Raw genomic sequence first — 23,614 nt, forward strand, 5'->3', positions numbered from 1 at the left:
TACCTGTATGCAACAATTTAAGGCTAAACTTAAGCTGATATTTCTGCCCTTTCTATATATAGGCGGTATCACTTTGGCTGCCTACACTTTTTTACATTGGTTACTGGCAATCCGGTTTAATGTTGTGAGCCTGTCTGAATGGTATATAAACTTTGCCATACCCGGCGTATTGGTATTCATCGTAGTTATTATTTGGCTACGTCCACATTTAAAATTACTTAAGTATAATAACAACGGCGGGCGGAGCCCAATGGTATTCTTTATTTATATAACCGGGCTCGCGTGGGCCATACCAACAGGTATAGCGCAGCAATATGTAGAAACGGCTACAGGTAAGCTAACTGCCCTTGATAGCATTAGCCAGATTAACACCCTGCCCATCACAAAATACTACACTGTTAAACAATTTTATAGCGCAAAAAAAGCTGCGCACGTTAAGATGGTATTTTCTGTTTTAGGGAAAAACAACACCGATTTTGTGATGACAGCCTACACTGCCGTGCCTCTTTTTAATCATCTTTTCCCCGATACAAACATCATAACTGCGATGCGCAAACGGGCCAACCCAAAAACGCTGGTAATTATTGATAGCAAGCTAAGTACCATGCAGCGGTTAAAAAAACTGACTGCCGATTCTATAAGGTTTATGCGTTACGTAAACCCATCGCAAGTAATGCCGCAGTACGGCGAGGCTGGCAAATATGGTGCATTGGCAGTGGTAACATCGAGGTATAAATTAAAAAAAGACCCGGAGCCTCAAAAAATATGGCCGGCAGCGTGGCTGGCCATCAGGTACAGTAAAACCATCAGCAACCGGTTATCCCCCACCGAAAAGGATTTAAATTTCAAAGTGTTCGTGGCCAAATGCGAAGCCGATTTTAATAGCGAACCATTGGATAAATTGACGTATATGAACAGAATTACAGCTAATAATGATGACTTTAAATATTATTTTGCCGCCGTTCATTCAAGAAACGATGTTCCAGACGAAGAACCCCTTATATTTTTACCGGAACATGAACCATTTGCCAAACACAATGGCAATAAACTGTTCTGGATCTTAACGTCATTTAGCATTGGGGCCACCGTATTCCTTTTGATTCTGCTTTGTTACCGGCTTAAAGACAATGATAAGCCCAAACGGAAAAGAGCAACCCGGCAGCCAGTACAAAAAGATGGGACTATGGGAGATGATCTGACTAAATCAGCTAACCATTTCAATATCCATCCTACTGATTAATCCATCCCTAAAAGTGTAGATATGCATTACAGTTCCTTCGGCAAGTAATTGGCCGTTTTTATCTTCAATAGTTTGCTTTACCTCAACCTGCAACCGGCCGTCGGCAAGGCCATCAAAACCAACAGGGATAACCTGCGGATCAATTTCTCCCCATTGCCTTGTCCAGTAATCCCGTACTTGCCTGTGCCCGTGTACATAGCCGCCCTCCCATCCGTTGGGCCATTCAACATCGGCATCAAATAGTTTCAAAACACTGTCGATATCCCGCTTATTAAAATCGGCATATAGTTGTTTAATATCATTTTCGTGAAGCATAGCACAATCATTTTATACATGTGTTAACTGCATCGCATTTATCACCATAAATTATGCCTCAATGACGCCCTTTTATTTATTTCCCCAAAACCAAGAAAGAGCAAAAAAATCAGCGATGAGTGATTGTCTCCGGAGAGTCTTTTGTTAGCCTGTAAACCACTTCCCAAAGCTTGTCTACAAATTTTGCAATCCGTTTATATTCTAAATCTCTTTTATCAGGATTAACAATTTCCCTTATTCCTTTGCTTGTTTCAACAATTGTAAAAAGATCTGATCTGTCAATATAACCAATACTTTTACCTGTCTTAACTTTTTCAAAATCAGCAAGATTAAAAGAATTAAGTAGCCTTGTCCAATCTTCCGGTTTTACGCCCGTATCGATTCCCCTTACACTAACTGTTCCGTCATGATTATACCGGATACTGCTATAATGAACAGAATCGGCAGATATTGTAAACTTCATATTACCAGATTCGGCAAATGTTGCACGAACAGTGAAGCTACATATCTTAACTTTTTGTGTATACGTTTCTATATCATTATTTATTTGCTTTTGTTGACAGTTTGCTTTTAATGCCAAAAGCATTAAAAGCGGGAAATACATAAATACATTCATATAATATTATTTCTTACCAGATGTGAAACTGATGATATTTCCATAACGCCTTGCTAAATTATATGGGCCGGGCCTATGGCACCCATCTTTTACATTGTTCATTTTCAACGGGGTATAACCAGCCACTACAAAACGAGCCGAGCCGCTGACTCTATTAGATTAAATAACGTTCACTATTAATTAATCATTCAATGACCAATGACAGCGCAGCGAAATGACCAATGACTAATCTATTCGCTCCTCAAGCTTTTAACCGGGCTATCCAGCGCGGCCTTTATTGTTTGAATACTGATCAGTAAGGCCGTTACCAGCGTAAGACCTGTAATAGCTGCCATAAACGGATTCAGGCCGATGGTTACCCGGTAGGCATAATCATTAAGCCAGCTACTCATCATCCAGTAGGCCAGCGGGCAGGCCACCAGGCAGGCAATTACTATCACCCCTAAAAACTCCTGCATAAATAAACTGATGATTCCGGTAACCGACGAACCAAGCACCTTACGGATGCCTATCTCTTTGGTGCGTTTCTGTATACTCAATGATATCAGCCCTAATACACCTAACAGCACGATGATAATGGCCAGTATTGTGGCTATGTAAGCTGCTTGCTTCAGTTGAATTTCTGACTGGTAAAGTTTTTTAAGGGCATCGTCAACAAAACTGTATTCAAAAGGAGCGCCGGGTAATAACTCGCTCCATTTTTTTTGCAGGGCGGTAAGGCTCTGCTGCATATCACCTGGTTTTAGTTTTACCGAAAAATAGCGGTAATAGGTGGTATAGTTTACATTCATGAAAGTAATGGGCGGCATCAGGTCATGCATCGATCCGAAATGAAAATCGGCAGTAACACCGCAGATGGTTAAAGGGATATTGCTGCCCTGCTGCATTATTTTTTGTCCGATAGCATCGCCCGGATTTTTGTACCCCATCATTTTGGACTGCGACTCGTTAATCACCACCTGCGTGGTATCTGCCGCAATAAAAACCGGCTTAAAAAAGGTACCGGCGCGCATGGGTATATTGTAGGTTGCCGCGTATTGGTTATCAACCATTAAACCCGTAGCTGTAACAGATTGTGCCGGGTTGCCGCCTTGTTTATACACCGGGTAATTGCCCCCGTTTTGTCCGTTCGGGATATCCCACGAAAGCGATACACTGTTTACCTGGGGCATTTGCGCCAGCTGCACCCTTATCGATTCCATTTTTTGTACCCCTTTTACCGACCAATCCCTGGGCAGCTGGGCATACACCACATAATCTTTACTATACCCCAACTTGCCGTTAAAAAACAGGTTAATTTGCTGCGAAACAATAAGGGCCCCGATAAATACAATAGTTGCCGTACCAAACTGGAAACCCACCAGCGTTTTACGAAACAACACACTTTCCTTTACCGACGCCAGCTTACCTTTTAACGAATCGATAGATTTTAAAGCGGATAACACCAGCGCCGGGTAAATACCAGCCACTATCCCAACCAATACAGCAAATAAAACGGGTATAGCCATAAAATACCATGGGAAAGCAAAAAGCCCACTAATTTGCCCGCCCAAAACATTACTAAAATATGGCCTGCAAAGCGTGTAAAATACCAATGCGATAACTGTAGCTATTAAAACCACCAGCACCGACTCGATTAAAAACTGCCAGATCAGCTGGCCGCGTAATCCGCCCAACACCTTACGGATGCCCATCTCCTTCATCCGGCCCGAAGAGCGCCCGATACAGATATTTACAAAATTGATAATAGCCATCAACAAGATAAACAAGGCAATATAGCCCAGCGTATAACACACCCGTTTGGCAGCACCACCCCAGCCATCCAGGTAATAATCCTCAAGTGGGATTGCGATGTTTGTAAGGCTTTTACTGATATCGGCCGGCGCATTGCGCTTCATCAAATCGCGCAGGGGTTGCTCCAGGTCTTTGGCGGTAACGCCTTCCTTCAGCTCAACATAGCCTACCGTGCTGAAGTTTGTCCAGCCTTCCAGGTTGCGTTTAAAAAATCTGGCAGCGGCTGCCGTAAAAAAGAAATCAGAGTTATTGTTCTGATCCAGATTGGTTACCGAGTTTTTGGGCACATCGCCAAGTACGCCACTAACGGTAAAATCGCGCTTTTCGCCGCCAAAACTTTCAAAGTTGATGGTTTGCCCAACCACATCAAGTCGGCCAAAATATTTCAGGGCCATCTTTTGGGTAAGCACCACGGCAAACGGATCATTCATGGCCGTTTTGACATCACCATACAGCAATTTAAAGCCGTACATATTAAAAAATGTACTATCGCCTAACTGCAGGCTCTCCCTGAAATGTTTATCGCCTTTTGATACGTTGGTTGTAACACCATCAAAATGGTAATAATTGGCAACCAGGTTAGGGTAATTATCACGCAAAGCCCGGGGCATTTGCCCGGCTGAAGCAATTTCATTGCCCTGCCCGGCATCTTTCCACCTGCTGGTTAAAATATACTGGTTCCTGAAATTTTTAAGCTGGTGGTTCACCCGCACCTCCCCCCATATATATGCGCCGATAAGCATGGTAAAAGCTATCCCCACAGACAACCCGAAAATATTGATTATCGAGAATACCTTATTTTTCCAAAGGTTACGCCAGGCCAGTTTAAAGTAGTTTTTCAGCATAAGGTTTGTTTTATCATATAAAGATAATTTGATTGCACGAGGTAAGTGGGAGGGTTAACATTATTTAACGCTTTAGTTCATTGGTTCATTGGTTCACTGGTTCATTAGTTCATTGGTATTTGCATGCGGCATCAGGTTGGGTATGTTATGGCGCCATGCATCAATCTTGATACATGATACAACTACTTGATACTTCATAATTAAAATACCTAAATTTACTAAACCCATTTCCAGCATTGGCCGCCATACAAGACCAATGAACTAATGAACCAGTAAACCAATGAACCAAAAATGGAACGCCGTAAATTTTTAGCTACAACAGCCCTTACCGCGGGCTCAATCGCATTATTCGGAAAAAGAAGCCTGGCCGCCTTGCTGCAGGACCCAGCCTTTCAGTTTAAAACCCTGCGTGGTAACGTGGGCATGTTTGCCGAAAAAGGCGGCACCATTGCCTGACTGGTAAATAAAGAAGGCATCGTAGTAGTTGATGCTGAGTTCCCCGAACAGGCTACTCATGTTATTGCCGAACTGAAAAAGAAATCGGACAAACCTTTTCAATGGCTCATTAACACCCATCACCACGGCGATCATACCAGCGGCAACATCTCTTTTAAAGGCATCGCAGCCAATGTAGCCGCTCATGCCAATTCGCTTACCAATCAAAAAGCTGCGGCAGCAAAACAAAATAACGACGACAAGCAACTTTACCCTAACATTACCTACACCGATAAATGGAAAACCAAGGTGGGCGACGAGCACATCACTGCGCACTACTTTGGCGCGGGCCACACCAATGGCGATAGTTTTATTCACTTTGAAAATGCCAACGTAGTACACACCGGCGATTTGGTTTTTAACCGCCGTTTCCCGTTTGTTGATCGTAGCGCCGGCGCATCATGCAAAAGCTGGATAACCACCCTGGAGGCAGCCACCAAACAGTTTGATAAAAACACCATCTTCGTTTTCGGCCACGCGCTCGATCCGTTGAAGGTGACCGGCAATATGGACGATGTAAAAGCCATGCAACATTTTATGGAAAGCCTGGTAACCTATGTGGGTAGCAGTATTAAAGCGGGCAAATCAAAAGACGAGATCATGACCGCCAAAACTATCCCCGGCGCACCCGAGTGGCAGGGCGACGGCATTGAACGCGGATTAACTGCTGCTTATGAGGAGTTGAGCTAAGCCCCCCTGCCCCCTGAAGGGGGAGTTTTAAAACGCGTATACGTAAATCCCCTACCGTACCCACCAGTTGCTGACCAGGTTTAGCTCTTCTTTGGCCCTGGTTACGGCGGTATACCACCAGTTGCACAATTCGGGATAGGGCATGGCGTACATGCTTTTTTCAAGGAAAAGGTACACGTTTGCCCATTCCCCACCCTGGGCCTTGTGACAGGTAACCGCGTAGCCATAGCTGGCTTTTAGACAATTAAGGTACTCATCTTCGCGCATGGCTGTTTGATACTGCTCGCTGCGTTGGGAAATTCCTTTCGCCCGCATCCGCTCGGCAAAATCAATCATTAAATATTTTGAATCGTCGTTGGTAAGGTTGCCCTTTAAACTGCTTAAAGTATCTAATGAAAGCATAATACTGTATTCTTTGCCGGATGCAATTGCCGTGATCCGCACTTTTTGGAATTTCAGCGTGGCTTTCGTACTTATGGTGCCCAGCTCGTTAATGATCACAAAATCGCCATTGGTTAACGGGAACGCGTAATTATTTTGAGTAACCAACAGTACATCGCCCTCGCGCAATGGCTCGTGCTCCGATCCAAACAACTCGCGGCGCATAGCGCGGTTAAGCTGCTGCACCATTTTATTGCTTCGGGCTATGGCAAGCACCATGTTAGTTCCCAAAGCTTTGTATTTAGCGGCGTAGTCGTTAAACATCGCGCTGTCGGTTAAATGTAGCTTGACATTGTTGAGGCCCGATGCCGGAAGTTTTGGAAATTTACCAGGTGTTTTATCATCCCGCATAGCCCGGATAGCGCCTGCCAAAACCAGGATATCGTTAGTGCCTTTTGTGCGCTCAATCATAGTGAGCGTAACCGAAACTGCCACTTTTTGCTGGCGGTTGAGCCATTCAACATCCAGGGCCGGACTAAATGCCGAACCCACCGGCGGCAACTGGCAGGGGTCGCCGACAAAAATAATTTTATTGTTACCCGCCGCCTGGAAAAAATCGTCCAGCAACACGCCCGAGCCGAAAACCGCTAAACTGTCGCTCACCCCAATTTCGGCCGAAAGCATCGACGCTTCATCCACAATATAAATTATCGCTTCCTGATCTGGCGGGCGAATCATGAATTGCAAGGTCATTTGGGCACTGGTGGTACTGGCGGCGCTGTTGGCAATATGATCGTCGAGGCCGTCAATTTTACTAAACCTGTAAACTTCGCCGTGTACGGTAGAGGCTGTAAAGCCCGTTTTACCCTTTAAAACGCTGGCGGCCCTGCCGGTGGCGGCAAGCATCCTAAACTTCTTCTCTTTTTCTTCCAGCCATTTGGCAATCCGCTGCATCAGGAAAGTTTTACCGGTTCCGGCATATCCCTTCAGCACAAATACGTTGGCCGCCGGATGGTCCAGGAACTTTTGAATGGCTTTAAAAGCCGCCTTTTGATCGGGGTTTAACGTGGGCTGATCGGCCATTTATTCTTCATAAGTAAATCGCGATTAATATATAAACAAAACGCAATACTTACAACAGAAGCACCTCCCCACAAGGGAAAACGCATTTAATTGGGTTAACATAACTTAACACATTTCAGATAAAATATTTATAAATATTTAATAATCAATATTTTATATTTTATCATGGTTAACACTAAAAATGATCAGGCAATTTAGGCGCATCCAAATACCTGCGCCTGTTGTTGGCTAATACAAGTCCCTTCGGTAGCCGGATCATTTAACCAGGATGCGCTTGTCTTGTCTAACCCGCCCAACTGCCAAGGGAGAGGCTGTTTTTTGCTTGTAATCATTACAAATATACGTACTCTTTTTTATCTCCTAAAATGCTCCTTAAACCCACAATAAATAGCTAAAAACAAGTCATTTATTGCTGATTTTTTAACAAAAAAGTGTTACTTATTTCAACAAATGATACAAAAAATCACACAAAAAAACAGAAGTGAAATTCCATGTAAATTTTCTTGAAAAACCCGCCCGGAGAACCAGTAATCCCCGGCTTTAAAATTACTACATGTGGCTAAAATTGCCGAAGCTTAAAATCATTCGAAGGCCGGCGATATTCCAACAGCTGCAATACTCCAGGCAGCGCAGGCTATAAAGAGGGCGGTCATACCCCGATCAAAAGTCTTAATTCTTGACTCTAATCTCTTGACTCTCCTCCCCCGTCACTTTTTGCAAGCTTAAGATAAATTCTATTTGCCGCTCCAGGTGGCCGGTTAATGTTTCCCATTCGCTAAATCGATCCCTCCCCAATAAAACCTGGTTGGTATCCGTATTGAAATACCCGGCACTTTGTGGCAGCTGCGCCGAGCTGGCAACCTGTATGCTTATCACCTGTTTGCTTAGCTTATCGAAAAAGGAAATGGTTTGGCGTGGAGGCATGGCGTATAAATTAGTTGATATTGATATTAAGCGGGTTGATTTAGCCATTGCTGCCACTTGTCAAAAACAAGGCCTCTGTTGGTTAGCTTTTGTTGGTTGTAGTCATAGAAAGATTCCAATTGCCAGCACTCTGCACCAGCACCTCCAATATTTGACCAGATTGTAATAAACTCAATGAAGTTATCAGCGAGTTTAGCTCCGTGCAACAGGTCGTCCTCGTGGTTTAAATAAACTACCGGGCAGTTATCCAATCCTTTGGATACATCGAACACAATTTCATCCCCATTAAAAACATGCAGAAACGGAACTTTGTTTAGATAGGCTTCATCATACATGATATCATTTTTATCCAAACATGCATTGTCCGCTGTGAGCCAGTAATCGTATTGTTTCAAGCTTTCAAAATCCCATAAATAGTGACCTGATGCAAACGTGTCTTTAAATTCAAAAAGCGGCTCTTCATTTTTTATCGACCAGGAAAAATGAACTCCCCCGGAGTAATTTACAAGGATGTGTTTAAACTCATTGGGGTACTGAAAACCAAGCCTTTCTTCCAGCGCTACAACATCCCAAAGATCAATTACAGGTTTAATCTGCAAAGGCTTAACAAACCATCTTCTATCAATGGCAATGGTGAGCATCCGCTCCCAGTTTTTGTTCCATTGTTGCCATAATCCGGTATTCATTAATCAAGTTTTTGGATTTGGTTCTAAGTTAGGTAACTATTGATGATTTGGCAACCACCGCAAAAGATAGCTTGATGGTAAAGCAGCGATTGTGGAATGCGCTGTTTAAGAAAATATTCTGAACTAATCACCAGTCGTTCGTCCGCCAGGCAATTGTTCAAGACTTGAGGAAAGGGGGGAGCAACCGCATCGGAACATTTTTTCCAAAAAAGGCAATATTTTCCATAGTGTGGAAAATGGGCATGGTTAAAAATGCCGTTTAGAGCATCCACAGGCAGTTTTTGCCTGTTGGCACCGGGTTTTGAATACCTGTTTATGTTCTTTTCATAGTAAGAATGTTTTCATAGGTTTAGGTTAAGCCGCAAATACCGCGAGGGTGTTTGCGCTTGTTTTATTAGAACTTTATTGGCCGAACCATCCCATCCTCCTCGTTCCCACGAGAAGGAACCGCATGCTCCTCTTTTTTTTCCTGCCAACACCTATGGAGACACCCCCGCAAATTGCCGGGGAACACCAACAAGGACAATACCGGGGCTACCGGGTTAAAAGGCCCAAAATATATTGTGCATACCACCTGGCCAGGTAATCATTCGGGTGGTTGATGTTGTTACCCGTCATGTCCTGGTAAATCTTGTGCTTTAACAATTCCTGGTGTACACCTGTCATGTCGGCAACTACAATGCCTTTACCTGCCAGCTTATCCAGCTCGGCTTTGTACAATGGCTGCAACCCGCTGAACCCGGAAGCCGGATTGGCAAGCATGGGGGCTATCAAAATAAATTCTGTTTTGGCATTGGCCAGCCTTACCGAGTCCATGATGCCTTTAATTTGTTCCCGGTAAGTTTCGGGTGCTACCCTGGCTGTGCCGTCGTTCATGCCAAATCCTATCACAACCAGGTCGGGGTTTTCTGCTATCACCCGCTGGCGTACCGAATCTTGCCCCCACCTGGCCATGCGGCCGGCAACTGATGTATTGGCATAAGTAATCTGGCTGCCATAAACAGCCTTTAGCCGCTCCACCACCAGTTGTGGCCATACCGGCATGTAAGGCGGTGTTTTTTCAAGCCCGCTGGCATTATAACCCACCTCGATGCTGTTGCCGTAAAAAACTATTTTTAAACCGGTTTGCTTTTTCAACTTGCCCAGCGTGTTGGGCAGTGTGCGTTGGGCAAATTCAGGCACCGGCCCGGCCCATTGGTGCGACTTTGCCGGCAGGTACGAAACCAATATTTGCCTGGCGCTGAAATACGAGCCCTCGCTAAACAACACAAAGGTGCCCGGTGTTATGCCTTTCATGGAATGCCCGGGTTTAGCTTCGTTAAAAACCAGGTCTTCAGGACTGAAGGATGGAACGGATGAACCTTCGGGAATTACCAGTCCACCATCTTTTTCGTCCCAATCCTGCCCTTTTTTATATACCTTGCTATAATCGGCGGCTTTAACCGACAGAATTTTGCCAGGCCGGAAAAACAACCTGGCGGTATACCCGCCCTGCTGCCGCATCACCTGTACCGATTCATCAACAATGGTATCTGCTTTCCAAAACGGTTTGGTATATGCCCGCAGGTTGATATATTTTTTCCAGTCGCCGGCGCTATCCGCGTCGAGCCAGGGTTTAAATACTTTGGTAAGCTCCCCTGCTATAACCGCGTTGCCCGCATCCGAAGGGTGCAGGCCATCATAGGTTAAGCCGATAGCCTCTGTTGGATAAGGATAATCGTCGGTGCCGGCATTAAACGGTACCCGTGTAAATTCCGGGTAGGCATAATTTACATAAGCGCCCGATGCCGGGTTTTTAAGGCGTTTAAATTTCACCAGGTTTTTTACATCCAGCTGCCGGTTATGGTAAAGATCAACAACAGGTATTTGCTCGTAACGGCCGATAGAATCAATAGCGTTCACGATAGTTTCCAACCACTGCCCGTTTTTTTGACGATACGACCCGAAGGCATTGTTCCGCTTATCGGCGATATAAACAAAGTCAGCCCTTTGCATGGGTGCAATCAGTACAATTTTGGCATCGGGGTTTAAACTACGCAGTTTATTGATAATGATCCGGAACGATCCATAAACTGTAGCGTTACCTTTACCTGCTTTATAGTCGGCCAGGGTGCCGCAGGGCCTGCCTTGCCACCAGTCGTTAGTCCCCAAAAAAACGGTATAAATATCTGCGGCGGGTATCCCCAGGCTGTCAATGTTTTGGGCTATGCCGCCCGATGTCCAGCCATTAAAGCCTTTATTAATATAGCGTAAACCGGGCAATTGCTCCATCACCCTGGTCAGGTAGCCTTTTGTTACCCTGTTACCGGTTTCATTCAAATGGTTATTCAGGTAAGTTATCGAGTCGCCAATAGCCACCCAGGTTTGTTCTTTGGGTTTGTAAGCGCTAAGCACCAGGACTACTGCTGCCAGCAGTACCATTAACCTTGTATGTTTCATGAGGGTATTATTTCGGTTTACCAAAGGTAATAGGCGAAATTAACAGAAGTTACCGGGTAACTGTCCTTAACTGTATGGTGCTGTGCAATAGCGGCGCGTTTCCCCAACCGGTAGAAGTTGGGGCCGGGTCATCCGCTCATACTACACAGGCCTTAGGCGCAGGCCGGTATCCGCTACTACCCCTAACGCAATTGTCTGAAGGCGATTAAAATGGGCCGTGCCGATGGCACTCCATGGCTATTGTTTATTCATCCAACGGGTTGAAACCCGTTGCTACAACATGTTGCGAGCCTACGGCTCTTAGCAGCAATTATGATTTCATTTACCCGGCTACAATAGGTATCATCCCGGCAATATTGCAACAGCTGCTTAAATCCCTCCTAAACAAACATTCCATAAAAAGAACCGTAGGTTCGGCCGGTGTTGTAGCCATGGGTTTTAACCCGTGGTAAAATAAAAAGCAGATGATTGAGTGCCGTAGGTACGGCCCATATATTGCGTATCCATCAGCAGAGCGCCCAGGTTTTACACCAAAAGTCTTAATTCTTGATTCTAATCTCCAGAGCTCTTTTCCCCGGGCGTTTCCCCAACCGGTAGAAGTCGGGGCCGGGTCATCCGCTCATACTACACAGGCCTTAGGCGCGGGCAGGTATCCGCTGCTACCCCTAACGCAGGCTGTGGGCTGGGTTTGGGCCGGGTGTTTTGCAACAGCATCGTGATTTGTATGCGGGGACAAATAACTATTGTTTATGCATAAAACATGTAGTTAGCTGATGCAAAGCCGAATAATTTTATCCACGGGCAGATAGGAAGTGCGCAGAAGATTTGCGTTAAAGGAGGGCTTTACCATTCATTATTAGCAGCGCATGCTATAATTTTGATTTCAACCGGCTTAACCCTTCTTGTGTAATATTCAAATAATTAGCCACCAGCCTGTTTGGCAGGCGTTTTATTATTTCCGGGTTTTCTTTAAGCAATAATAAATAGCGTTCTGTGGCATCGTTGGTAATAAAACTCATTAACCTATTGGTGTTTACTACGTAGGCGTATTCTAATTGATGGCGATAAAATTTCTCCCATATGGGCATGGTTTCTACCAAATGGTAAAAATCCTTTTTATCCATATAAAGCAGTTCAGAGTCCATTACGGCTTCAATATATTCCTTTGAATGATTCCCGGTAATAAAAGACACCATTGACGACGACGCATCATTTTCAAATATGATCCTCCGGGTAACTTCTGTGCCTACGTCCTTTATAAAATAAATTCGCAGGCAGCCTTTCACAACAAAATACATCCTGTTCGACAAATCGCCCTCGTGCAGTAAAATTTCTTTCTTTTTAACCGTACGGGGTTTAAAATACGAAAGAATGAGCTGCAAATCATCATCGTTGATGTTAACTTTTTGCAGAATGTATTTGGCTAATGTTTTTTTCATAAACATTCAATCGGATTTATTATTGGTTAAAATTAGGCATTTTGCTTAACGAACCTGGGATAGATTAACAATGCGGCAAACGATACTATAAATGCGTTTATCAAAAACACCTTGTTAAAACCATAAGTAATTGCCTGGGGCGAACTGTTGATTTTTGAAGTGCCCGACACTCCCGACAAAACAGCGAAGATAACGCCCATAACTGTTGTCCCGGTTATTTGCCCTAAAATTCGCGACAGTGACAAAAAGCCGCTTAATAAGCCGCGTTGGTCGGGTTGTGCTACTTCCATTACAACGGTGTTGTTGGGGGTTTTAAAGAAATTCAATCCCAGCGCAATAATTCCGATCCGCCACAGATAGCCTCCAATATTTTGGGCCGGGGTAATTGTACTCATGCAAAAGCATCCTATTGCTATGGTAACTACGGCGTAAAACATCACATTTTTTGCACCGTACCTATCAGCAATTTTGCCGGCATAAATACTAAGCGCCACAGTTAATAAAGGCCCGAACGACATAATTAGCCCAACCTGCACAAGGCTGTAACCTGCTGCTTTTGAAAGATAAAACGGCGGCAAAATTACAGTTGTAATAATTACGGTATAAACAAGCACCGTGGTAACCAGGTTTCTGCTAATAAGCCGGTTTTTAAAAATGGTTACGTTTATTAAAGGATGGGCTATTCTTTTCTCTAACCAAATAAATGTAAATATGCCAATAACAGTAACTACTAATAAAGTTAAAACAATGGGATTGCTAAAACCGCTTTTTTCAACCATCGTGATACCAAAGCAGTAGCACGATAGGGTTACTGCCAATAAAATTATTCCGAGGCTATCAATGGGTACGCGTTTTTTAATGGTGGAGCTGGTTATGTATTTGTAGCCCAATAAGTAAGCCGTTATTCCAAAAGGAATGTTTACCAAAAACATAGCTTGCCACCCAAAAGTTGAAAGCAATATGCCGCCAATGGTTGGCCCGCTTGCAATGCCCAGCGCTGTTATTGTTGATAAAACACCCATTATTTTGCCCAGCTGGCTTTTAGGCGTAATCTCGGTTGCAATGGCCATGCTTAAAGCCAATATTAAAGCTGCCCCCAAACCTTGTAAACCGCGAAACAAGATAAATAATGTTGCACTATTGGATACACCGCAAAGTAAGGATGCTATTGTAAATATGGCTATGCCCGCCAGGTACAATTTCTTTTTACCAACAATATCGCCAAGCCGCCCTGCAGCCGTAATTAAAGCGGTAAGCACAAGCAAGTAAGCCAGCACAAACCATTGTGCCGAAGCAAAAGTTGTTTTAAGGCTTTTAATCATTGTTGGTAACCCTACGCTCACAATGCTTGTATCCAGGTTCATCATAAACAAGCTTATAGAAATGCCGGCAATTGCAATTTTCACGTTGGAGAGATTGTCGGTATAATTTTCTACTATGCCAGTGCTGCGCAAACTTTCTAATGTTCCTGTTTTCATGCCACAAAATTGAAGAACAGAAAATGAATAAACATTGATGTATGTTAAAAAATGAAAGGGCTGCGGAAACATTATACAGCAATTTAGCGCAAGTCTTGTGCAAAGGGCAGCGGGCAGATGACTTGTGATCGATTATTGGGCCAGGGACTTTTTTTTAAACAAGTCACAAGTCATCCGGCCACCGGGCTACCGCTCAAGACTTGCGTAAAGGGGGGCACCAACATCTATGTCTTTCAACTACTGGCACTAAATGACTATTTTAAGATGAATTTGCAGGTTTTGTTATTCTGGTCTACAGTATCTAAAAGCACTTTAACCCACGGCTTTCTGAATATATTTTGTCTACGCTCTATACTACAATAGTTATTTAATGAATCTGCATTAATAATACGTAATTTTGCGACATGTTTTAGTTTAGTAAAGACTACTATACTGTTCCCTGCATTTAAAACTCGCGGATATGAAGTAGTGTCATTCGACCCTTCGCAAAAAAAACGCACATCCTGTTCTATATCGCAAGAATCACAGTCATTTAACATATCAAAATAGACGGGATATTTTAAATGGTTTATTATCGTAACATTTAAAGCTGGCCTAGGATCAATTACACAAGATTGTAGAAAAAAACACAACATTGGAATGATCAGCCTCTTAAAAACGTTAATTCCCAGCCCATTGGGCCCAACGGTTAAAATCTCGGTGTACATCATTCATTGCTTCATTAAAAGTTTTTGGTTGTAACTCTGGATTAGTGCGATAAGTCGGGATATTGGCTTGTTTTAATCTTGCATTCTTACCATAATAATCTTCAGCCAAACTAGATGCTTCAATTTCATATGGCTGTATGTCATGATCATCTTTATGCAACTTAAGGCAAATTAAGCTCAAATTTACGACAACTAGCTCATGGATTTTTTTCTAAACAAGTGTATGGGCGAAGATAGCGATTAAACTGTAAACCTATTTTAGGACGAGACAGGATATAAATCACAAGTCATCCACGCGGTAGGCTATCGCTCAAGACTTGTGCTAAAAGGGACTGCTCTCAATCGCTTTTCTAAAGAATCGTTATTTCGATTGATTTTTAAATAACCTGAATCAAGCGGCGGTCTTTTTTGATTGGTCTGTGCTATGGAAACCGTAACCATGAATGCCGGAAGTAAAGTCAAAAAGTATTTGTTAAAAGCCTTCATTTATTGTCAATATCAAAATCAATAAACTCAACATCTTCATTTTTTATAGCTCGAACAAAGTGGTTTTTGTTATCATATAGAAACCAATAATTATTAGTCCTGCCAGCGTACATTAAATTGCGATTAGTTTTAATTCTTGTTTTTTCGCTTTTAATTTTGATTACTAAATGCGAATAATTTTGTGGTTGTTTCAGAACATCATAGTTACTCCATGCATCGAATACCGCATAATAAATTGAAATAATGCATATTGACAAATAAATATTTCTTTTTAGAAAGTTATCATTTTTTACGTGGTTAAAAAGTAAGACAGAAAAAGCGACAAATAAAACGAAGGGTAGCAAAAACCATGGATGATTGCAAAATATAGATTCAAGCTTTCCTAAAATAGGTTCATTGGCCATGGCTAATTTTGTAATAATTACGACAAAAGCAAGTAAGAATGCAGAATAGCCCCATTTTTCGAATTTGATAAATTGCTTGCTGTTAAATATAAACACTATTGACGCAATTGAACTTACATACAGTGCCCAAAATATTTCTGTTGGGGCTATTATGACTAATTCGCTTGCTTCCAAATACTGAAATACAGGAACGTGAAGGAATATTACATAGTAGAAATAAGTTCTTATTAAAGAGAATACTATTCCTAAAGCAACAATAAATCCCGCGATCTCGGCTGAATTCGATAATGTGAGCTTAAATGATTGGGATAATTGTTCTTTATCAGTATCCATAAGAATGACTTATATGTATAAAAATTTATAGTCTAAATTTATTTTTTGATTATATTGAGTTCAGACCGCAATCGCAGACCTGATGTCTTGTTCAATTTCGGATAAAAGTGCATCCACAGAATCACCATGAATTTTAATTAGTTCCCTTAACTTACTATTCGGATGGGAATTACCAGATAAAAAATATAATGAAAATGTATCACTAAAACTTTCAGCTTCTATTTTATTTTGTCTTAGCAGTTCAGATGATATATTTCGATCAGAGACCACAATTGTTCTCCATTTAAGGTTTGGCGATATATAAACCAAACCACTATTTTTATCGGTAAAAGTAGCCTGTCTAAGACTTAGGATTTTCTGCTCAATATTTTTGAAAATCGTAAAGTAATTACGCTTATACCCTAAATCAGTTTTTATATCTAAATAAGATGCTAAAATAAGGCGGTCTTTATTTATGATTATTGCAATATCGGGAATGAGCCTTTCAGATCCGATTTGTATGCCATAATCTATCATGATATACATAAGGAAATCAGGGAACTTAGCTGATATATGCTTATGTATGAAATGGGCAATTAAATCTTCTAATACTGATGCAATACTGTGTTGTCTGTCTCGGTATATGTTTTCAGCTTTATATGCGTTTGTAACTTTTTGAGCCAGAGTATAGTGATTGACAATTTGATCAAATAAAATATCAGGTGTCATTAGATTTGGTTTAGATTATAATATGAGTAAATATATACTATTTAGTTAGAAAGAAGCACTACCTATTTTTCTCAAAATCCACAAACATTTATCTCATAATAATAGTTCATTATATAAATTCCATATTACCCCAATCACCGCGTTAGGGGTTGCAGCGGATACCTGCCTTGCGCCTAAGGCCTTGTGCGCGTATGAGCGGAAAACCCGGCCCGCAGGGAACGCTCTTTAAATTCAAAAGTTAAAATTCAAAAGTCAAAAAGCTTGCATGGCGGGGATAGAAAATAAAATTTTAAAATTGGCCGGTCAAATATTAGTTGCAACATCGGACTTAAACAAACCGCCAACCCATCAAATCAGTACTCGCAAAAGCAGGCAGACGAATCAGTTTTAAAATATCGCCCGAAATGGCGGTAATTGGCTGTTCTGTTTAGGATGCCTTCAAAGTCGGGGGAGTTTTTTAAATTTTGTTTAAGGTAGGCAATTACCTGGTTGATTGTATTGATGCCTTTTTTACAATTTATGGCTTTAAAGAAAGCGAACTTGCCATGGAATAAAATGCAGATGTTTGAAAAGGACTCGTACTGCTCTAATGGTGCAAAATGGTAAATATGCCCCTCTTTAAAGCTAACAAGCCCGTTCATGGAGTTATTTAAAGTATCTACCAGGTCGTAAATAAAAAAGGCTTTGGGCTTTTTCCCGTTTACTCCAAACTGCGTGAATGGATCTTTGAAATCATAAACCGGGGCAAAACGTTTTTTGAGCTGCGTTAAAACTTTACAAAAGCTGTTCAAAACCCTGGTGTGTCGGTACTGGTAAAGGCCAACGGAATCATGATTTACGTTAAGATTGTGCCCGGCAGTATTTCGGGCTGATGCGGATGCTTGAAGGAGGATGGAAAGCAGTAACAGGGATATCAATTTCATTTTGGGTGGATAAGGGGGGGGCTGGCGTGCGTTGTTGCTTTAACTACTACAAATACAAAGGCTTTACATCCAAAACACACGGTCTCCTGAATAAACTAAAATGGTAATATGTCTTTTTATCTTTTTTGAGCGGCAAGAAATTGACTTGTAGAATGCGATTAAAATTATCTATATATAAATGACCGAACCAATATTTATCTTCCCTAATGGGCTTTACCAATTGTTCGTAAGTTTTATTTATCATGTCAACACAGCTATCGGGATATGAATGGGGCCCTATATCCATGAGTTTTAATGCCGGTGTATCAAACCTGGATATTTGCCGGGCCTGTAAAACAGAAGCAAATAGTTCGTTAAGAACTTTGAAGCCGTCGTATCCTGTGTTTAGTCCCAATGTATCGAGCGCTTTATTCAATTCGATTTCAAATGTTTTTGTTCTTAGTGCCTTAAGGGCCGGGGTTGTATCGTAAACAAAATTCCAATAGCTTTTATACCTGGTAGGCGGCAAGGGCACTGCATAAAACTGGTTTCGGGCATTTGATAAAACTATAATCTGTCCTTCGCCGTCACTTTGCCTGGTGGGCTGCAGTAATTGGATGGTAGCGTTTGGAGATGTTATTTCGAGTTTCCTTACTAATTCATATTCCCGGGCACTTACAACACCGAGGTTTGAAAAGTGAGACTTCGCGGTCTCGATGGCGTGGTTTGTACGTGATTTTAAATTCGGCTGGCAGGCGGCAAAGGCTAATAATATTATAAACAGGGTGTAACAGGTGGTTATAGGTTTCATGTGTAACTAAGGTAGGTAATATTTATTACTCTTTTTAATGTAACGGCTTACCTGTCCTGTGGGGTGCCGAAACAAGTTCGGCATGACTTTGGGGTAAACAAAAAGCCTCCCGGAGTTTTTGGCTTCGGGAGGCTTTGATATTTTGGGGTAAGCAACTGGCTTGAACGGCATGCGAGGAGGTTGCTTCGTGCCTTATAATGACATAGCGTAGAATGGTTCAGGAGTATTACCTTTCGCCTTTTACCTTTATCCTTTTGCCTCCAGTTACACCAAATACTCAAACAGCGTTTGATCTTTATTCAACTCGATAACGTCGAAACGGTGGGCGGCCATGCGGTTGAGGAGGGCGGGGTAATCGCCTGCGTTGCGCAGTTCGATGCCTACCAGGGCGGGGCCGTTTTCTTTTTCGGTTTTTTTGATGAACTCGAAACGGGTAATATCATCCTGCGGACCTAATACGTTGTTTACAAACAGTTTCAATGCTCCCGGGCGCTGCGGGAAGCGGACGATGAAGTAGTGTTTCAGGCCTTCGTACAGCAGGGATTTTTCTTTGATCTCTTGCATGCGGGCGATGTCATTATTACCGCCGCTGATTACGCAAACTACCTTTTTGCCTTTTATCTTATCCTTGCATGCATCAAGTACCGCTACAGACAAGGCGCCGGCGGGTTCAACCACAATGGCGTCTTCGTTGTACAACTTCAATATAGTGGTGCACACTTTGCCTTCGGGTACCAGCAGCATTTCGTCTAATACCTGCTGGCAAAGGTTGTAGGTGAGCTTGCCTACGCATTTTACGGCGGCGCCATCAACAAAGCGGTTAATTTCCTTTAGGGTGATCGGGCCGCCGTGTTCAAAGGCTTCCAGCATAGATGGCGCGCCTTCGGGCTCTACACCGGCCAGGAAAATGCCCGGTACGTGTTGCTTGAGGTAGGTGCCTGTGCCGGCCGCTAAACCGCCACCGCCTATGGGCATAATGATGGCTTCGATGCCGGGCAGGTCCTGCAGTATCTCTACCCCTACTGTTCCCTGGCCTTCTATGATGCGGTAATTATCAAAAGGCGGGATAAACGTCATCTGGTGGGCTTCGGTATATATCAAAGCCTCGCGCAGGCAATCGTCAAAGGTATCGCCGGTTAAAATGATCTCGATATTGCCCTTGCCGTGCATTTCGGTTTGGGTAACTTTTTGCTTGGGGGTAATTTCGGGCATAAAAATTACGCCTTTGGTGCCCAGTCGGCTGCAGCTAAAGGCCACACCCTGCGCGTGGTTACCGGCGCTGGCGCAAACTACGCCGCGGTCAAGCTCGTCCTGTGTAAGCTGGCTGACCATGTTATAAGCGCCACGCAGTTTGTAGGAGCGTACTATTTGTAAGTCTTCTCGTTTTAAATATAGTTCGCACTCGTATTTGGCCGATAAGCCGGCATTATACTCCAGCGGAGTGCGTTTAACAACCCCTTTCAATCGTTCGTAAGCCGAATCGAAATCGAGCAGGTTTTTGGTTTCGGTTTCCATTATTAATTTTTTACCAGCCTGTGGGCCATTAAGCCCTGCAGGTCTTCGTCATTTATATCAAGCTTGACATCGGCAAGCGTTAAAAACTTGTTGTATACCTGGGCAAGTTCCTCTTTATCTAAACTAAAGCCAAGGCGTTCCAGGTGGAACTTCAGAGCATGCCTGCCGCTGCGCGCGGTTAGCACTATTGTGGCGCTCGGAAAGCCTACATCTTCAGGGCGAATGATCTCGTAATTTTCGCGCATTTTCAGGAAACCATCCTGGTGAATGCCCGAGCTGTGCGCAAAAGCGTTACTGCCTATAATAGCCTTATTAGGCTGTACCGGCATGCGCATTTGCGTACGGATCATCTGGCTTAGTTCATAAAACCGTTTAGAATCGATATTGGTTTTCAGGCCCAGCACCTGGTGCACTTTCAGGATCATGACCACTTCTTCGATAGAGGTATTCCCGGCGCGTTCGCCAATGCCGTTGATGGTGCCTTCTATCTGGCGGGCACCGTTTTGTAAGCCGGCTATGGAGTTGGCGGTGGCCAAACCCAAATCGTTATGGCAATGTACCGAGATGATGGCTTTATCTATGTTTTTAACGTTCTCTTTCAGGAATTTGATCTTGGCACCATACTGATCGGGCAGGCAGTAGCCATTGGTATCGGGGATGTTTACCACGGTAGCACCGGCAGCAATAACAGCCTCCACCATTTGGGCCAGGTAAACCACATCGGCGCGGCCGGCATCTTCGGCATAAAACTCGATATCTTCTACCGCGCGTTTGGCATATTTTACGGCTTCAACGGCACGCTCCAAAATCTCCTCGCGGGTGCTGTTGAATTTATGCTTGATGTGCATATCCGACGAGCCGATACCGGTATGGATGCGCGGATGTTTGGCATATTTTAATGATTCGATAGCGGCATCAATATCGCCCTTGTTGGCACGGGTAAGCGCACAAACCGTAGGGTTGGTTACCGCCTTCGAAATTTCGACAACACTCTGAAAATCTCCCGGACTTGAAACCGGGAAACCGGCTTCAATAATATCCACGCCCAGTAGTTCCAGTTCTTTTGCTATCTCAATCTTTTCGGGGGTGGTTAACTGGCACCCTGGTACCTGCTCGCCATCGCGAAGCGTGGTATCAAAAACATAAACGCGGTTGGGATCGTGTAACATAATTTTCTTTTTAGTAGTAAGTAGTAAGTATCAAGTAGTAAGATTGCTCCTGCTACGCGACGTGTTGCTACTTCAATTTGTTATTAATCTATAAATATCGTCAATCAAAACATCTTTTAAAAATCTCGACCAACGACATACTTTTTATTGTTGATTTAGTGTAGGAATCAAATTATGAAGAAGCGAAAAAAAATCTTACTACTTGATACTTACTACTAAACAAGCTATTCCTTTACAGCCACAAAACGAAGCCTTTTATAATCTGCGTACCATTGACCGCCTTCGTTATAGTATGGTTCCAGTTTTTTGGTGATCTCGGCTAATATTTGTTCTTTTTCTTCTTCGGGGATGCCTTCTAAAAACTGGGCGCCAAACATGGTTACCCATTTGGCTACGCCCTGGTCGCCATCCTGTAGCGGGGTTTTACGGTCGTAATGGGCGGTAAAAGTTACCCGGAAACCGTGGTCTTCCAGTAGTTTGGCGTATTCGGCTGTGGACGGAAAATACCATACTTTGGTTTCGGCTTTATCAGGGTAGCCATGATTTTGCAGTACCAAGCGGATGGCCTCCAATAGTTTGGCTACGTTGCCTTTGCCGCCCATTTCGGCCACAAAACGACCGCCGGGTTTAAGGGCGTTGTAAATGCTCTTGATAGCACCATTGGCATCCAAAACCCAGTGCAGGGCAGCGTTGCTGAACACGGCATCGTACTTTTGTTCGGTATAAAAATCGGCAGCATTCTCTACCGCGAAATCAACACCGGGGAACAGTTTTTTTGCCTGCGCTATCATATCAGGCGAATTATCGGTGCCTTTTACAATGGCGCCTTTATCCTGTATCTGCTTGGTTAAGTGGCCGGTGCCGCAACCAATATCCAGGACATGCTCGCCGGGTTTAACATCCAGCAAAGCCAAAACATCCTCCCCGTATTGAAATACAAAGGCATGTTTCTGGTCGTATAAATCAGCGTTCCACTTCATATAGCCCCCTCTAAATCTCCCCCGGTAGGGGAGACTTTTTAGTTAATTGTTACTTAAAATCGACTTTTTAAAGCCCTCCCTACCGGGGAGGGTTGGGTGGGGCTAAATACTCAAGCACCTTTTGCCCCATTGCTTTAGTGCCTAAAATTTTGCTCTTGTCGGTTTTTGCATCGGCAATATCGCCGGTGCGGTAGCCTTCTTTCAGCGTTTTATCGATGGCAGCTGTGATTAATTTGGCTTCGTCTTTAAGGCCGAAGCTGATCTCTAACATCAAAGCTACAGATAATATAGATGCCAGCGGGTTGGCTTTATCCATGCCGGCAATGTCATGTGCCGAACCGTGGATAGGCTCAAAAAATCCGGTACCATCGCCAATTGATGCCGATGCCAGCATGCCCATTGAGCCGGCAATCTGCGATGCTTCATCAGTTAAAATATCGCCAAAAAGGTTGGCGGTTAACACCACATCAAACTTTTTAGGGTTTTTAACCAGCTGCATGGCGGCATTATCAATAAACATGTGCTCGGTTTCAACCTCGGGATATTTTTTGGCTATCTCCTGTACCACCTCGCGCCACAGGCGTGATGCCTCCAGCACGTTGGCTTTATCAACAGAGCATAATCTTTTACCGCGTACCATGGCAGCTTCGTAGGCTTTAATGGCGATGCGCTCAACTTCGTAGCGGGAATAGATCATCAGATCTGATGCGGTATTGCGGTCTTCACTGCGTTTTTTCTCTCCGAAGTAAACGTCGCCGGTAAGTTCCCGGAAGAAAAGTATGTCGGTACCTTTCAAAATTTCCGGTTTCAGGCTCGATGCATCCAGCAGCTCATCAAATAACATGATAGGGCGCAGGTTGGCATACAAGCCCAGTTCTTTACGGATCTTCAATAATCCCTGCTCGGGGCGAACCTTGGCAGATGGATCATTATCATATTTTATGTGACCGATGGCGCCAAATAAAATGGCATCACTGGCTTTTGCTTTTGCCAAAGTTTCATCGGGCAGCGGGTTACCCGTAGCCTCGATACCGGCGTGGCCCATCAGGGCTTCGTCGAAAGTAAACTCATGGCCAAAATCGTGGCCAATTTTTTCTAAAACCGCTTTACCCCAGGTGGTAACCTCGGGACCTATCCCGTCGCCGGGTATTACTAAAATGTGTTTTTTCATGAA

The 23,614-nt window shown here is 43.4% G+C and carries 20 protein-coding genes; 2 read left to right on the forward strand and 18 right to left on the reverse strand.

Annotated features, from left to right (window positions below; translation table 11 throughout):
* Window positions 1–7 precede the first annotated feature (7 nt).
* Window positions 8–1,240 (forward strand): hypothetical protein, encoded by a 1,233-nt coding sequence (locus tag AC1RM2_RS08390; protein WP_492984553.1) that lies wholly within the window; start codon window positions 8–10, stop codon window positions 1,238–1,240.
* On the opposite strand, the gene AC1RM2_RS08395 is transcribed toward AC1RM2_RS08390, so the two are convergent.
* The 3 genes from AC1RM2_RS08395 to AC1RM2_RS08405 all read right to left on the reverse strand — a co-directional run bounded on the left by AC1RM2_RS08395 (window position 1,205) and on the right by AC1RM2_RS08405 (window position 4,810).
* Window positions 1,205–1,555, reverse strand: coding sequence for a nuclear transport factor 2 family protein (locus tag AC1RM2_RS08395; protein ID WP_492984554.1), 351 nt, complete (start codon window positions 1,553–1,555; stop codon window positions 1,205–1,207). The two genes, AC1RM2_RS08390 and AC1RM2_RS08395, sit on opposite strands and share 36 nt — an antisense overlap.
* A gap of 109 nt (window positions 1,556–1,664) precedes the next feature.
* The gene (locus AC1RM2_RS08400) at window positions 1,665–2,171 is read right to left on the reverse strand and encodes a hypothetical protein (protein WP_492984555.1); all 507 of its coding nucleotides are present in this window, start codon (window positions 2,169–2,171) and stop codon (window positions 1,665–1,667) included.
* Window positions 2,172–2,401: 230 nt separating this feature from the next.
* Window positions 2,402–4,810, reverse strand: a complete 2,409-nt coding sequence (locus AC1RM2_RS08405) for an ABC transporter permease (protein ID WP_492984557.1) — start codon at window positions 4,808–4,810, stop codon at window positions 2,402–2,404.
* Window positions 4,811–5,329: 519 nt separating this feature from the next.
* Here AC1RM2_RS08405 and AC1RM2_RS08410 point away from each other — a divergent pair.
* Window positions 5,330–5,995, forward strand: coding sequence for an MBL fold metallo-hydrolase (locus AC1RM2_RS08410; protein ID WP_492988238.1), 666 nt, complete (start codon window positions 5,330–5,332; stop codon window positions 5,993–5,995).
* A 51-nt stretch (window positions 5,996–6,046) separates the two neighbouring features.
* Here the strand turns inward: AC1RM2_RS08410 and AC1RM2_RS08415 are convergent, their stop codons facing one another.
* From AC1RM2_RS08415 to leuB, 15 genes are all read right to left on the reverse strand, one after another.
* Window positions 6,047–7,459, reverse strand: a complete 1,413-nt coding sequence (locus AC1RM2_RS08415) for an ATP-dependent DNA helicase (RefSeq protein WP_492984558.1) — start codon at window positions 7,457–7,459, stop codon at window positions 6,047–6,049.
* A gap of 669 nt (window positions 7,460–8,128) precedes the next feature.
* Window positions 8,129–8,383 (reverse strand): hypothetical protein, encoded by a 255-nt coding sequence (locus AC1RM2_RS08420; RefSeq protein WP_492984560.1) that lies wholly within the window; start codon window positions 8,381–8,383, stop codon window positions 8,129–8,131.
* Between the two features lie 26 nt (window positions 8,384–8,409).
* Entirely contained in the window at window positions 8,410–9,069 is a 660-nt protein-coding gene (locus tag AC1RM2_RS08425; protein ID WP_492984561.1) for an SMI1/KNR4 family protein, read from the reverse strand.
* Between the two features lie 534 nt (window positions 9,070–9,603).
* Entirely contained in the window at window positions 9,604–11,508 is a 1,905-nt protein-coding gene (locus AC1RM2_RS08430) for an SGNH/GDSL hydrolase family protein (protein WP_492984562.1), read from the reverse strand.
* Between the two features lie 869 nt (window positions 11,509–12,377).
* Window positions 12,378–12,947: a Crp/Fnr family transcriptional regulator gene (locus tag AC1RM2_RS08435; protein WP_492984564.1), complete on the reverse strand. Its 570-nt coding sequence runs from the start codon at window positions 12,945–12,947 to the stop codon at window positions 12,378–12,380.
* Window positions 12,948–12,979: 32 nt separating this feature from the next.
* Window positions 12,980–14,425 (reverse strand): MFS transporter, encoded by a 1,446-nt coding sequence (locus AC1RM2_RS08440; RefSeq protein WP_492984566.1) that lies wholly within the window; start codon window positions 14,423–14,425, stop codon window positions 12,980–12,982.
* Between the two features lie 660 nt (window positions 14,426–15,085).
* Window positions 15,086–15,292, reverse strand: a complete 207-nt coding sequence (locus AC1RM2_RS08445; RefSeq protein ID WP_492984567.1) for a hypothetical protein — start codon at window positions 15,290–15,292, stop codon at window positions 15,086–15,088.
* 322 nt (window positions 15,293–15,614) lie between these two features.
* Window positions 15,615–16,355, reverse strand: a complete 741-nt coding sequence (locus tag AC1RM2_RS08450; protein WP_492984568.1) for a hypothetical protein — start codon at window positions 16,353–16,355, stop codon at window positions 15,615–15,617.
* A gap of 60 nt (window positions 16,356–16,415) precedes the next feature.
* The gene (locus tag AC1RM2_RS08455; protein ID WP_492984570.1) at window positions 16,416–17,063 is read right to left on the reverse strand and encodes a hypothetical protein; all 648 of its coding nucleotides are present in this window, start codon (window positions 17,061–17,063) and stop codon (window positions 16,416–16,418) included.
* Window positions 17,064–17,416: 353 nt separating this feature from the next.
* The gene (locus AC1RM2_RS08460) at window positions 17,417–17,986 is read right to left on the reverse strand and encodes a hypothetical protein (protein ID WP_492984571.1); all 570 of its coding nucleotides are present in this window, start codon (window positions 17,984–17,986) and stop codon (window positions 17,417–17,419) included.
* 46 nt (window positions 17,987–18,032) lie between these two features.
* A complete protein-coding gene (locus AC1RM2_RS08465) occupies window positions 18,033–18,776 on the reverse strand; it encodes a hypothetical protein (protein ID WP_492984572.1) in 744 nt (247 codons plus the stop codon).
* Between the two features lie 264 nt (window positions 18,777–19,040).
* On the reverse strand, window positions 19,041–20,291 hold the full coding sequence (gene ilvA, locus AC1RM2_RS08470) for a threonine ammonia-lyase IlvA (protein ID WP_492984573.1): 1,251 nt from the start codon (window positions 20,289–20,291) through the stop codon (window positions 19,041–19,043).
* A gap of 2 nt (window positions 20,292–20,293) precedes the next feature.
* Window positions 20,294–21,460: a 2-isopropylmalate synthase gene (locus tag AC1RM2_RS08475; protein ID WP_492984574.1), complete on the reverse strand. Its 1,167-nt coding sequence runs from the start codon at window positions 21,458–21,460 to the stop codon at window positions 20,294–20,296.
* A 224-nt stretch (window positions 21,461–21,684) separates the two neighbouring features.
* Window positions 21,685–22,440 (reverse strand): class I SAM-dependent methyltransferase, encoded by a 756-nt coding sequence (locus AC1RM2_RS08480; RefSeq protein ID WP_492984575.1) that lies wholly within the window; start codon window positions 22,438–22,440, stop codon window positions 21,685–21,687.
* A 79-nt stretch (window positions 22,441–22,519) separates the two neighbouring features.
* A complete protein-coding gene (gene leuB, locus AC1RM2_RS08485) occupies window positions 22,520–23,611 on the reverse strand; it encodes a 3-isopropylmalate dehydrogenase (protein WP_492984576.1) in 1,092 nt (363 codons plus the stop codon).
* Window positions 23,612–23,614: the final 3 nt, after the last annotated feature.

Source organism: Mucilaginibacter sp. GW822-FHT03E02 (genome assembly GCF_058801545.1).